Source organism: Spongiactinospora sp. TRM90649 (assembly GCF_029382225.1).
Lineage (GTDB): Bacteria > Actinomycetota > Actinomycetes > Streptosporangiales > Streptosporangiaceae > Spongiactinospora.
Window position 1 is genome coordinate 40,538 of record NZ_JARLTC010000032.1, and the last position, 12,640, is coordinate 53,177.

Sequence of the window (12,640 nt, forward strand, 5' to 3'; positions counted from 1 at the left end):
GGATGGTCGTGTCCCGACGTTTCGGTCGGGACACAACCCAGGGTGCGGTGTGGTATTTCAGTCCGGACGACCCGTGTCAGACCTTCCTGCCGACCCCGCAGAACTGATAGACCTCATCCGGAACCCCGAACGGCGACTCGCTCGGCCGCCACAGCGAGCACGAGACGACCCCCGGCGGGAGCAGTTCCAGGCCGTCGAAGAACCGCGTGAGCCGTTCGCGGTCGCGCAGGCACATCTGGGCGACGCCCGCCTCGTTGCCGATGCGCACCGCCTCGCGGGCGGCGTCGCCGTTGACCTCGGCGGTTGGGTGCGCGATCGCCAGGTGGCTGCCGGACGGCACGGCGTCCAGGAAGCGCCGCACGACCGCGTCGGCCTGGTCGTCGTCGGTCACGAAGTTGAGGATGCCGAGCATCATGATCGCGACCGGCCGGGAGAAGTCCAGGGTCGCCTTGGCCGCTTCGATGACCGCCTCGGGTTCGCGCACGTCGGCGTGGATGTAGTCGGTGCGGCCCTCGGGGGAGCCCACCAGCAGCGCGCGGGCGTGGGTGAGCACCAGGGGATCGTTGTCCACGTAGACGATGCGGCTCTCGGGCGCGATCGCCTGGGCCACCTCGTGGGTGTTGTCGGCCGTGGGCAGGCCGGTGCCGAGGTCGAGGAACTGCCGGATCCCGGCCTCGCCCGCGAGGTAGCGGACCGCGCGGCCCAGGAACAGGCGGTCGGCGCGGGCGGAGTCCACGATGTCCGGGATGACCTGCCGGATCTGGTCGCCCACGGCCCGGTCCGCGGCGTAGTTGTCCTTGCCCCCGAGCCAGTAGTTCCAGACACGCGCGGTGTGCGGGATGTTCGGATCGAGTTTGGGAGGCGGGGCGTGCTGCTCGGCCATGGTCGTCTGTCCCTTCGGGCCGGGTCTGTCCCGTGCTGGGCACAGCTTTTCACGGGACCCCCACGAAGATGACCTTGACAGTCGGCGACTTAGATCACGATGTCATGCCATATAGCGCTTTGGTGAGAAATTCCGGTGCACATGAATACCCTTAGTGCTCCTCCGGTACAAAGCCCTCGCCAGGCCGATGGGCGCGGCGCCCATGAGCCGCATGATCTGGGCGAACAGCCAGACCTTCGCCCGGGTGGCGGGCACGAGCCGCTCTGCCATGGTGACGGCGAACGCGCGGCTCCCGCGCACGTAGTCGGCCAGCTCACGCTCGTAGGCGGCGAACGCCCGCGCGGGGTCGCCGCCCGCCGCGTGCAGTTCGCCCGCGAGCACGTACGCGCCCGCGACCGCCAGGCTGGTGCCCCCGCCCACCGCCGGTCCCGGGCAGTATCCGGCGTCGCCCACCAGGCTCACCCGGCCGCGTGACCAGGTGTCCATGCGGAGCTGGGTGATCGAGTCGAAGTAGAAGGCCTGGGTCGCGTCCGCCTCGTCGAGCAGCCGGGGGATCTCCCAGCCGAGGCCGGCGTAGTGCTCGCGCAGCAGCTCCTTCTGGCGCTTCACGTCGCGGTGGTGGTAGTCCAGCGGGGACGGCGTGCGGAACAGGAACACCGCCCTGGCATCGCCCATGCGCCGCGCGCCGTACAGGCCCACCAGCCGGTTCGGCGCGGACATGGTGATCATCCGCCCGTCCAGGCCGAGGTGGTTGGGCACGGACGCCACGGCGATGTACCCGCCGATGAACGCCGAGTACCGCTCCTCCTCGCCGAACACCAGTCGGCGCACGTTGGAGTGCAGCCCATCGGCCCCGATCACCAGGTCGAAGTCACGCGCCGCCATCCCCTCGAAGGCGACCCGCACGCCGTCGCCACGGTCGTCGATGGACGTGATGGAGTCGCCGAAGACGTACTCGCAGTCGTCGCGGGTGGCGTCGTAGAGGATCTCGCTCAGGTCGTCGCGCATGATCTCGACATGCCGCCCGGGGGTGGCTCCGAAGAGCCTGGACAGGTCGAACTCCACCTTGTCCGCGCTGCCGTGCCGCAGCATGGTCAGCCGTTCGGTGCCGGTCTCGCGGGCCTGGATCCGGTCGAGCAGGCCCATCCGCTCGACGATGTCCACGGCCGGGGCGAACAGATCGACGGCGTGCCCGCCGGTCTTGCGCAGCGCGGGGGCCCGCTCGACGACGGTGGGGCTCATGCCGCAGCGGGCCAGCCAGTAGGCCAGGACGGGGCCGGCCACGCTGGCCCCGGAGATCAGAACGCGCATTCTCCGCCTCCTTACTTAACGATAGGTAAGCACATCGGGGAGCGGGATCTCAAGGGCTTACTTAACGTTAGGTAAGCGATAGGCTGTCGTCGTGGCGAGATCCGGGTCCTCCGACACCAAGGCGCGCATCCAGCAGGTCGCGCGTGAGCTGTTCGCGCGCCAGGGCGTGCAGCAGACCAGCCTGCGCCAGATCGCCGAACGGCTCGGCATCACCAAGCCCGCGCTCTACTACCACTTCGCCTCGCGCGAAGACCTGCTCAACAGCATCATCCAGCCCCTGGTGGACGACGTCGAGGCGTTCCTGGCCGAGCGCGAGCCCGCCGGGCGGCAGGAACCCCGGCGGCTGCTTGAGGACTACTTCGACCTGATGTACCGCAACCGGGAGATCAGCACCATGGTGGTTCGCGAGCTGACCGCGCTCGCCTACCTCGACCTGGGCACCCGGCTGCTGGACTGGCGGCGGCGGGTCAACGCGCTGCTGGTGGGCCCACAGCCCGACCTGGAGTCCGAGGTCAGGGCCGTCGCGGCGGTCGGCGGCCTGGTCGACTGCACCGTGGCCTTCCCCGACGTGCCCGCCGACCGGCTCCGCCCGATCGCGGTCGGCACCGCCTGCGCCGCCCTCGGGATCGACTGATCCGCCCCGCCCGGCGGACGGGGCTAGACGGGGCTATACGTAACTCGTCCGATGCGTCATCGCGGACGTCGGTCTACATTCCGGGCGTCGAATCCCGAGGTGAGGTCATATGCGCAAGCTGACCGTGCTGCTGTTATCGATGTCCATGCTCGCCACACCTGCCGTGGCCCAGGCCGCCACCGGGGCCGCCATCGCGGATCCCCCGCCTCCGCAGGTCGTCTACCAGCGCGCCGATTTCGCGGGCGGCGCGCACGAGGGGACCGCCGCCAAGCGGACCCTGGCGTTCCGCAGGCCCGTGGGCAGCGCCGAGTACACCGACGCCCTGGGCACCCGCGTCTGGGAGTACGCCCGCTGGACGAGCCCGGAGCACGCCGTCGGCTTCCCGGCCACCGAGCTCGTGGCCTCCTGGACCGCCGACACCCCGCCGGGCACCTGGATCCAGGTGGACATGCGGGGCACGGCCCCCGACACCAAGTGGTACATCCTGGGCCGCTGGGCGGAGGGCGACGCCGACATCCGCCGCACGTCCGTGCGCGCCCAGGGCGACGCCGACGGCAGCGTCTCGGTGGACACGTTCGTGGCCGCGAACGGCAGGCCGATCGACTCCTACCAGTTGCGCGTCAGCCTCTACCGCAAGCCCGGCCAGTCGCGCGGGCCCGAGATCCGCACGCTCGGCGCGATGGCCTCGGCGGTGGGGGAGCGGCCCGCCGTACCGGTCAGTCCGGGCGGCGGCGCGTGGGGCGTGGAGCTGAACGTCCCGCGCCGCTCGCAGAACGTGCACGAGGGGCACTATCCGGAGTGGGACGGCGGCGGCGAGGCGTGGTGCAGCCCCACCTCGACGACCATGGTGCTCGGCCGCTGGCACAAGTGGCCGAGCAAGAAGGACACCGCCTGGGTGAATCCGGCCGACCCCGACCCCGAGGTCGACTTCGCGGCCAGGTACACCTACGACTACACCTACCAGGGCGCGGGCAACTGGCCGTTCAACACCGCCTACGCGGGCCGGTACGGCCTGGACGGCTTCGTCACCAGGCTGCGCTCCCTCACCGAGATGGAGAAGCTCGTCAAGGCGGGCATCCCGGTCATCACCTCGCAGTCGTTCCAGGCGAGCGAGCTGCCGGGGGCCGGTTACAGCACCAACGGGCACCTGATGGTGGTGATCGGGTTCACCCGGTCGGGCGACGTGATCGCCAATGATCCGGCCTCGCCGGACAACGACGCCGTCCGCCGTGTCTACCCCCGCGCGAACTTCGAGAACGTCTGGCTGCGCAGCACGGGCAGCGGCGGCGTCGTCTACGTGATCCACCCGCCCGGCCGCAAGCTGCCGCCGACCACCCCGGGACTGCCCGCCAACTGGTGATCGGCGGTCACGCCCCGGCGACCGTCAGGGCGAACGCCGCCAGGAAGCCCACCACCAGGATCAGCCCGATCAGCAGATGGGCGTCCTCGAACGCTACCGGGACGGCCCGGCGCCCGGGCCGTCCCCTTTCGTTGTACACCAGAACGCGTCCAGGGCGTCCACCAGGTGCTTCTCCTCGAAGGCGAAATGCGCCTCCAGCTCCTCGATCAGGCCGTCCAGGTCGGCCAGTACGGTCGAACCTGCTGACCACCACCTCCGCCGTGGGGGTGACCCTCCTCGCCGCGCTGGCGGCCGAGGCGGTCGGGCTGCGGTTTCTGCTGTTCGGCCCGTTCGCGCTGGTGGCCTTAGAGGTGGCCGTGCACGAGGTGTGGTGGCGGCGCTGGTGGGGCGCGGCGCCCGGGGCGCTCGCCGGGCTGCTGATCTACTTCGAGGGACGGCTGATGCTGGCCGAGGTCCTGCCCGCCGAATGGGCCGGTCACATCGCCTACGTCACGGCTTGGGCGGTGTTCGCCGCCGTGTTCGCGCTGGCCTCCCGCTGGCCGCGCACCGCGTTCCCTGTCCGCCTAGCGGGGGTTATGTGTGCTTGGTGGGGGAATAGCGGTCCTGGGGGTGCGCTATGGGGGAGTGGCCGAGCCTGCGGGTGGACGAATGGGCTCCGACCCGCGAGACGCTGCACATGTGGGCACAGATCATCGGCAAGGTGCGCCTGGCGCAGGCGCCCATGGTCAACCACTGGTGGCAGGTGCCGTTGTACGTCAGCGCCCGGGGGCTCACCACGTCGGCGATCCCCTACGGCGACCGCGTCTTCGACATCGAGTTCGACTTCAACGACCACGTGCTGCGGATCCGGTCGGGCGACGGCCGCACGGGTGAGATCCCGCTCGCGCCCACCCCGGTCGCGGAGTTCTACGACCAGGTCATGCGGATGCTCGCCGAGCTCGGCCTGGAGGTGCACATCCTGCCCAGGCCGAACGAGGTCGAGCCCGCCATCCCGTTCGCCGAGGACTACCAGCACCGCTCTTATGTGCCCGACCAGGCCCACCGCTTCTGGCTCCAGCTCGTGCAGGCGCACCGGGTGCTCAGCCGGTTCCGCTCGTACTTCATCGGCAAGGTGAGCCCGGTCCACCTGTTCTGGGGCGCGATGGACCTCGCCTGCACGCGGTTCTCCGGGCGCACCGCGCCCAGGCACCCGGGCGGGGCCCCCAACGTCGGCGACTGGGTGATGGTCGAGGGCTACTCCCACGAGCTGAGCAGTTGCGGCTTCTTCCCGGGCGGCGGCGAGGAGGGCGCGTTCTACTCCTACGCCTATCCCGAGCCGGAGGGCTACGCCGACTTCCGGGTGCGGCCCAAGGAGGCCTACTACAGCACCGACCTGGGTGAGTTCCTGCTGCCCTATGAGGTCGCCCGCGCGTCCGACGACCCCGACCAGACCGTGCTCGACTTCCTCCAGGACACCTACGCGGCCGCGGCCGACCTGGCCGACTGGGACCGCGCGACCCTGGAGGACGATCCGGCCCGCCGTGCCGCGCCACACTGAGAGGACGCGGAGCCGCCCGCGAGGGGCGGCGGAAAAGGAGAACAGATCTTGTTCGGCAACACCAGGGCGTTCAGCGGTTTCGCCGTCGATGACATCGCCAAGGCCAAGGGCTTCTACGCCGGCACGCTCGGACTCGACGTGACCGAGGAGCACGGCCTGCTGCGCCTGCGGCTGGGCTCGGGGGCCGAGGTGCTCGTCTACCCCAAGCCGGACCACACTCCCGCGACGTTCACCGTCCTCAACTTCCCGGTCGACGACATCGACACCGCGGTGGACGAGCTGACCGGCCGCGGCGTCACCATGCTGCGCTATCCGGGGTTCGAGCAGGACGAGCGTGGCGTGATGCGGGCCGGAGGGCCGTACATCGCCTGGTTCACCGACCCGGCGGGCAACGTGCTGTCGGTGCTGCAGGACCGCTGAGGCTCAGCGCTCGCGGGCCCGCTCGACGATGGACGCCAGGCGGGGCCGGTGCGCGCCCGGCCAGTAGGCCCGGCCGCACGACCGGCAGCGGGCGAAGGAGTCCTGGGTGCGCCTGGTCCCCGGCTCCAGCAGGTGTTCTACCACCTGTTTGGCGACCGGGACCAGCGTGCCGTTGCACGCCGTGCAGCGGGTCCACGGCGCGGTCTCCGGGGCGAACCGGTCGAGCACGTCGGCGAGCTGGTCGTCGGGACGGTGGCCGCGCACGTAGGCCCCGGCCCACAGCCTCCTGCGGCGCAGCAGGCCGCGGTCGCGGGTCAGCAGGATCCGGTGCCCGGCGTTGGCCTCCTCCACCAGCTCCTCGTCGTCGCGGTCGTTGTGGTAGACGGTGTCCACGCCTAGCACCCGCAGCCGCCTGGCGAGCGTGCCGAGGTGGACGTCCAGCAGGAACCCGGCCGCCTCCACCCGCTGCGGCCGGTCCACCGGCCCGACCTCGACGTTCTCCGGACCGGACGGCCGGTACGACGGCGGCTCGGCCCGTCCGTCCACGAGCAGCGTGCCGATCTCGGTCAGCGGCACCCCGGCGGACTCCACCAGATGCCCGAGTGTGGAGGTGCCGTCGGCGCGCACGGTGACCTCGCCCGCACGCCGTACGCGGGCGGCGAGGAACAGTCGTAGCTCTTCGGAGAAGCGCAACATGACCACCTCCCCACTATGACCCTTTCCTCCGTCAGGTGCGGGCGGCGGCCCTCACGCGGGCACCTTACCTGGCCGCCCTCGCGCGGACCACGGCCGACGACATCGACTACGCCGGGATCGTGCTCTTCGGCCCGCGCGGCCCGGTGACCAGGCTGACCAAGCGGTTCGCGCTGATGGCCGGACCGCTCACTCCGCGCAGGCGCGGCGCAGCCGCCGCAGCCCTTCCGGGATCCGTTCCGTGGGGATCGCGCCATAGCCGAGCACGAGGCCCTGCGGGGTGCGTCCGTCCGCGGCGTAGCCCGCGAGCGCCTCGGTGTGGACGTCGAGTTCGCGGGCCCTGGCGCGGACCCGCTCGACCGGCAGGTCCGGGGCCGCCAGGGCGCACACGTGCAGGCCCGCCGCCGAGGGCACGAGGGTCAGCCGGTCGCCGAAGTCGGCGCGCAGGGCCGAGGTGATCAGCTCGTGCCTGGCCGCGTAGACGCGGGTCGCCCGCCGGACGTGCCGGGGCAGCTCGCCGTCGTCGATGAAGCGGGCGAGCGCGCCTTCGGCGGTGGGGTCGCCGTGCCGTCCGGACAGCAGCCGGGCCATCAGCAGCGGCCCGCGCAGCGAGCCGGGCGCGACCAGGAAGCCCAGGCGCAGCATGGGCAGCAGAGTCTTGGAGAAGGTGCCGACGTAGATCACCCGCCCGGCCCGGTCGAGGCTCTGCATCGGCTCCAGCGGACGCTCCGAGTAGCGGAACTCGCTGTCGTAGTCGTCCTCGACGATCACCGCGTCGTGCCGGTCGGCCCAGTCGAGCAGCGCCGTCCTGCGGGCGAGGGACATCGGCGTGCCCAGCGGGAACTGGTGCGACGGCGTGACGTAGACGACCCGGGCCGCCGGCGGCAGCGCGGCGACGTCGAGCCCCTCGGCGTCCACGGGGACGGCGGCGACCCGCGCCCCGTTGCCGGCGAACACCAGCCGCGCGGGCGGGTAGCCGGGGTCCTCGACCGCCACCAGGTCGCCGGGCTCGATCAGCACCCGGGCGACCAGGTCGAGCGCCTGCTGCGCCCCCTGGGTGACGAGCACGTCGTCGGCGCGGGCGCGGACGGACCTGGACACCCCTGCGTAGCGGGCGATGGCCGCACGCAGCCCGGGGTGCCCGGCGGGTTCGAGGTAACGGGTGCCGGAGACCGCCGAGGAGCGCAGTTCGCCCGAGATCAGGCGCCGCCAGGCGGCCAGCGGGAACAGCCCGCCGTCGGGTACGCCCACCCCGAAGTCGTAGGCGGCGGGCGGCCCGGGGTGCGCGGGCGGCGTGAACGAGTCCCATCCGGGGCGGGCGCGCACCGCACCCCGGCGCGGCGCGGACGGCGGCGCGCTCGTCACCGGCCGGTCGCCCACATACGTGCCCGAACCGACGCGCGCCACCAGGACGCCCTCCGCCACCAGCCGCTCGTAGGCGACCGACACCGTGTTGCGCGAGACGCCGAGCCGCCCGGCCAGCTCCCTGGTGGGCGGCAGGCGCTCACCAGGACGCAGCCGTCCGTCCAGGACGGCGTCGAGCACCTGCCGGTAGATGCGTGCCGCCCGGTCGCCGGGCCCGGCCAGGTTGATGTGGAGGTCCACCGTCACCTCCCATTGGCCCAATCGGTTTCCCCAATATTGGCACTTCTGTGTGCCAATTGGTGGGTCTTCAATGGTATTTAGCCATTCACGAGGAGTCGTCCAAGTGATCCGAATCCTGCCCGAGCCCGGCCCGCCGCGCGTGCTGGCCGTGGCCCAGTTCGTCAACTCGCTCGGCGACGGTGCGTTCTACGCCTGCTCGGCGCTGTTCTTCACGCGCATCGTCGGCCTGCCGCCCGCCCAGGTGGGGCTGGCCCTGACCGTGGGCTGGGCGACCGGCATGGCCGCCGGGGTGCCGCTCGGGCACCTGGCCGACCGCTGGGGGCCGCGCCGCACATCGGTGGTGCTGGCCCTGGCCACGGCGGCGATGATCGCGACCTTCCTGGTGATCAGATCGTTCCCGGTCTTCGTGGTCGCGATCTGCGGCTACGCGTGCTGCCAGGCGGGTCTCACCTCGGCCCGGCAGGCGCTGCTCGCCGCCCTGGTGGCGGCGGGCGAGCGCACCCGGGTGCGGGCACGCCTGCAGGCCACGCTCAACGCGGGACTCGCGCTGGGGGCCGGCCTCGGCGGGCTGGCCCTGGCCGCCGACACCCCGGCGGCCTACCTCACGGTCTTCGCGGTGGACGCGACCGGGTTCCTGGCCGCCGCGCTGGTGCTGAGCCGTCTGCCGGAGCCCGCGCCCGGCCCGCCCGCGCCTCCAGGGGAGCCCCGGCTGGCCGTGCTGCGCGACCGGCCGTACGCGCTGTTGACGATCATCAATGCGATCATGTACCTGAACATGCCGCTGCTGAGCCTCGGCCTGCCGCTGTGGATCGTCCAGCGCACCGACGCGCCCGCCGCCACCGCCGCCGCGCTGCTGGTGGTCAACATGATCGCGGTGGTGCTCTTCCAGGTACGCGTGGCCCGCCGCGTGACAGGGCCGCACATCGCCGCGGTGGTGACGCGCCGCGCGGGGCTCGTGATGTTCGCCGCCTGCGCGGTCTACGCACTGTCCGGGTTCTCCCTCGGCCTCCCGCTCACTCTCGCGGTGCTGATCGTGGCCGCGCTGATCCAGGTGTTCGGCGAGATGATGCAGGGCGCGGGCGGGTGGGAGCTGAGCTTCGCGCTCGCCCCCGAGGGCAGGCACGGGCAGTACCAGGGCTTCTACGGCATGGCCCCGCAGCTCGCCAGGACGCTCGGGCCGCTGCTGATGACCACGCTGCTGCTCGGCTGGGGCACCCCCGGCTGGCTCGCGCTGGGCGGCCTGTTCGCGACGGCCGGGCTGGCCGTCATCCCGGTGATCCGTTACGCCGAGCGGCGGGCTCAGGCCAGCGCCAGCTTGAAGCCCTCGTGCGTGGCGGCGAAGCCCATCCGCGTGTAGAAGCGGTGCGCGTCGTCCCGCTGCCGGTCGCTGGTGAGCTGTACCAGGGCGCACCCCCGGCGGCGGGCCTCGTCGATCGCCCACGAGATCATCGCGCCGCCGTGCCCGCCGCCGCGGTGGTCCTCGTGCACCCGGACGGCCTCGATCTGGGCGCGCAGCGCGCCCCGCCGGGCCAGGCCGGGCAGGAACGTGAGCTGCATGGTCCCGGCGACCTGCCCGCCCGGTCCCTCCACCACGGCCAGCAGGTGCGCCGGGTCGGCGTCGATCGCCTGGAACGCCCGTTCGTAGGGGGCGAGGTCGCCGCCGTCGCGGGTCGCGCCGAGCTGGTCGGCGGCCAGCAGCGCGACGATCGGCTCCACGTCGCCGGGGACGGCCCGGCGGAGCACATACGATCTTTCGCCTATCGTGAGATTCGCCAGAGTTCGCACGGTGATCAGCATGTCATGACGGGAGGGACGCACCTCGTGGCGGTCACGCTCGTCTACGAGACCCATTCGATCACGACGGACAACGAGGCGGGCATCGCCACCGGATGGCTGCCCGGCGAACTCTCCCCGCTGGGCCGCTCTCTCGCCGCCGAGCTGGGCGAACGGCGGCGCGGTGGCGGGATCGACGTGGTGTACACCTCGGACCTGCGGCGCGCCGTACAGACCGCGGAGATCGCCTTCGCGGGCTCGGCCGTCCGGCTGCGGCAGGACGCCCGGGGGCTGGACCTACACCGTGCCCGTGCCCTTCACGTTCACGGCTGCCGGCGGTCGCCCCGCGCAGGTGTGACCGACGAGACCGCCACCTGCTGCTCGGCCCTGATGATGTGGATGATCGCGTTGATCAGGGCCAGGTGGGTGAACGCCTGCGGGAAGTTGCCCAGGTGGCGGCCGTTGACCGGGTTGATCTCCTCGGCGTACAGGCCGAGCGGGCTGGCGAACGACAGCAGCTTCTCGCACAGCCGCCGCGCGCGGTCCAGTTCGCCGATCTCCACCAGGGCCGAGACCAGCCAGAACGAGCAGATCGTGAAGCTGCCCTCCTCGCCGGTCATGCCGTCGTCGGTCTCCTTGGTGATGTAGCGCAGCACCAGGTCGTCCACGGTCAGATGGTCGGCGATGGCCAGCACCGTGGCCTTCACCCGGGGGTCGTCGGCGGGCAGGAAGCGCACCAGCGGGATCAGCAGCAGCGAGGCGTCCAGCGCGTCGGTCTCGTAGTGCTGCTTGAAGACGCCCTCGGGGGTGATCCCGTGCGTGCAGACGTCCTCGTGGATCTCGTCGGCCACCCGCTGCCACTCCTCGGCCAGCTCCGGCTCCTCGCGCAGCCGGGCCAGGCGGGCGCCGCGGTCGAGGGCCACCCAGCACATCACCTTGGAGGAGGTGAAGTGCTTGGGCTCGCCCCTGACCTCCCAGATGCCCCGGTCGGGCTCGTGCCAGTGCTCGATCGCCGCCGCCACCAGGCGCTTGAGGATCGGCCAGATGCGGTCGTCCAGGCCGTCGCGCGAGTTGGTGTGGATGTAGAAGGAGTCGAGGATCGCGCCCCACACGTCGTTCTGGCGGTGGTTGTAGGCGCCGTTGCCGATCCGGACGGGCCGCGCGCCCTCGTAGCCGTGCAGGTGGTCGAGGGTCTGCTCGTGCAGGTCGCGCTCGCCGTCCACGCCGTACATGATCTGCAGGTCGTGGTCGCGCTCGGCGACGTCGGCGATGAACCAGAAGAAGTCGTCGGCCTCCCAGTCGAAGCCCAGGGTGTAGAGCCCCCACAGGGCGAACGTGGAGTCGCGGATCCAGCTGTAGCGGTAGTCCCAGTTGCGGTGGCCGCCCGGGGTCTCGGGCAGCGAGGTGGTGGCGGCGGCGACCAGCGCCCCGGTCGGGGCGAACGTCAGCCCCTTCAGGGTGAGCGCGCTGCGCTCCAGGAAGCTGCGCCACGGGTGGTCGGGGAAGTCGCCCCTGGCCAGCCAGTGCTGCCAGTGGTGGGCCGTCCAGACCAGCCGGTCGTAGGCCTCCTTGAAGGAGTGCGGCGGCTCGTGCTCGGTCCAGGACAGCGCGACGTAGCGGGTCTCGCCCTCCTTGAGCAGGGTGCGGGCCATCGCCCGGCCCGCCTCGAAGCCAAGGCGCATGTCGGTGGTGAGCTTCAGCTCGACGCCCACGCCGTCGGCCCCGGCGATGCCCTGGTGGTAGCCGCGATCGGTGTAGTACCAGGTGGCGGGCTTCCTGCCGTAGTCGAAGACTGGCTCGCAGTCCAGCGTGACCTGCACCTCGCCGCTCACGCAGCGCACGGTGCGCAGCAGCACGTGCTCGGCGTCGTAGTCGGTGGGGGCGCGGCGGTGGGTGTTGGACAGCTCGTCCTCGTGGTGCCAGGGGCCCATCAGCAGCACGTCGCGGACGACGATCCACCCATTGGCGGTGCCCCAGCTCGTCTCCAACACCATGGTTCCGGGGATGTACCGGCGGGCGGCGGGCACGGAGATGTCGGCGGGGCCGAGCCGGAATCCGCCGGCGCCCCGGTCGAGCACCGCCCCGAAGACGCTCGGCGCGTCGAGCCTCGGCAGGCACAGCCACTCGATGTTCCCACTCGGCGCCACCAGTGCCGTGACCTCGCAGTCCGACAGGAAACCGTAGTCTCCGATGGGTGGGAACGCCGAAGACCCGCTCAAGCCGTCCATCTTGACAATGCCCCCATCACCCTGATGCAGCGGCCCGTGGTGATCCGCCTGATTCGCCTGATTTCATCGTGCCCGAACGTTCATGTCGACCCGAAGCGCGCCCCGTAGCGACCCCAGATGTGACCACCGTCACAAGAGACGGCGTCCATTCCCCAGAGTAGGACGGATCCCTCGTGTCCGGCTGGTGGGAGAGTTT

Annotated in this window: 12 protein-coding genes and 1 pseudogene; 6 read left to right on the forward strand and 7 right to left on the reverse strand. The window is 71.6% G+C overall.

Annotation, left to right across the window (positions count from 1 at the left end; genetic code table 11):
- Positions 1–76: 76 nt before the first annotated feature.
- Positions 77–883: an SAM-dependent methyltransferase gene (locus P3X83_RS31730; protein WP_277308979.1), complete on the reverse strand. Its 807-nt coding sequence runs from the start codon at positions 881–883 to the stop codon at positions 77–79.
- Between the two features lie 102 nt (positions 884–985).
- Positions 986–2,194 (reverse strand): FAD-dependent monooxygenase, encoded by a 1,209-nt coding sequence (locus P3X83_RS31735; protein WP_277308980.1) that lies wholly within the window; start codon positions 2,192–2,194, stop codon positions 986–988.
- Between the two features lie 91 nt (positions 2,195–2,285).
- On the opposite strand from P3X83_RS31735, the gene P3X83_RS31740 reads away from it, so the two are divergent.
- The gene (locus P3X83_RS31740) at positions 2,286–2,828 is read left to right on the forward strand and encodes a TetR/AcrR family transcriptional regulator (RefSeq protein ID WP_277308981.1); all 543 of its coding nucleotides are present in this window, start codon (positions 2,286–2,288) and stop codon (positions 2,826–2,828) included.
- Between the two features lie 109 nt (positions 2,829–2,937).
- Entirely contained in the window at positions 2,938–4,188 is a 1,251-nt protein-coding gene (locus P3X83_RS31745) for a C39 family peptidase (RefSeq protein ID WP_277308982.1), read from the forward strand.
- Between the two features lie 7 nt (positions 4,189–4,195).
- Here the strand turns inward: P3X83_RS31745 and P3X83_RS31750 are convergent, their stop codons facing one another.
- A complete protein-coding gene (locus tag P3X83_RS31750) occupies positions 4,196–4,327 on the reverse strand; it encodes a hypothetical protein (protein WP_277308983.1) in 132 nt (43 codons plus the stop codon).
- Positions 4,328–4,804: 477 nt separating this feature from the next.
- Between P3X83_RS31750 and P3X83_RS31755 the strand changes: the two genes are divergently transcribed.
- Positions 4,805–5,725 carry a DUF5996 family protein gene (locus P3X83_RS31755; protein ID WP_277308984.1) on the forward strand — a complete coding sequence of 307 codons (921 nt, stop codon included), beginning with the start codon at positions 4,805–4,807 and terminating at the stop codon, positions 5,723–5,725.
- A 48-nt stretch (positions 5,726–5,773) separates the two neighbouring features.
- Positions 5,774–6,145 carry a VOC family protein gene (locus tag P3X83_RS31760; RefSeq protein WP_277308985.1) on the forward strand — a complete coding sequence of 124 codons (372 nt, stop codon included), beginning with the start codon at positions 5,774–5,776 and terminating at the stop codon, positions 6,143–6,145.
- 3 nt (positions 6,146–6,148) lie between these two features.
- On the opposite strand, the gene P3X83_RS31765 is transcribed toward P3X83_RS31760, so the two are convergent.
- Complete coding sequence (locus tag P3X83_RS31765) at positions 6,149–6,841, reverse strand: Mut7-C RNAse domain-containing protein (protein ID WP_277308986.1); 693 nt, start codon at positions 6,839–6,841, stop codon at positions 6,149–6,151.
- 35 nt (positions 6,842–6,876) lie between these two features.
- Between P3X83_RS31765 and P3X83_RS31770 the strand changes: the two are divergent.
- A pseudogene (locus P3X83_RS31770) lies at positions 6,877–7,005 on the forward strand (DUF2000 family protein); the annotation flags it as partial.
- 22 nt (positions 7,006–7,027) lie between these two features.
- On the opposite strand, the gene P3X83_RS31775 reads toward P3X83_RS31770, so the two are convergent.
- Positions 7,028–8,443 (reverse strand): PLP-dependent aminotransferase family protein, encoded by a 1,416-nt coding sequence (locus tag P3X83_RS31775; protein ID WP_277308987.1) that lies wholly within the window; start codon positions 8,441–8,443, stop codon positions 7,028–7,030.
- A 103-nt stretch (positions 8,444–8,546) separates the two neighbouring features.
- Between P3X83_RS31775 and P3X83_RS31780 the strand changes: the two genes are divergently transcribed.
- Positions 8,547–9,800 carry an MFS transporter gene (locus tag P3X83_RS31780; RefSeq protein ID WP_277308988.1) on the forward strand — a complete coding sequence of 418 codons (1,254 nt, stop codon included), beginning with the start codon at positions 8,547–8,549 and terminating at the stop codon, positions 9,798–9,800.
- Here P3X83_RS31780 and P3X83_RS31785 read toward each other — a convergent pair.
- The gene (locus P3X83_RS31785) at positions 9,743–10,186 is read right to left on the reverse strand and encodes a GNAT family N-acetyltransferase (RefSeq protein WP_277308989.1); all 444 of its coding nucleotides are present in this window, start codon (positions 10,184–10,186) and stop codon (positions 9,743–9,745) included. The genes P3X83_RS31780 and P3X83_RS31785 overlap by 58 nt on opposite strands.
- 353 nt (positions 10,187–10,539) lie before the next feature.
- A complete protein-coding gene (locus tag P3X83_RS31790) occupies positions 10,540–12,435 on the reverse strand; it encodes a glycoside hydrolase family 15 protein (protein WP_277308990.1) in 1,896 nt (631 codons plus the stop codon).
- Positions 12,436–12,640 lie beyond the last annotated feature (205 nt).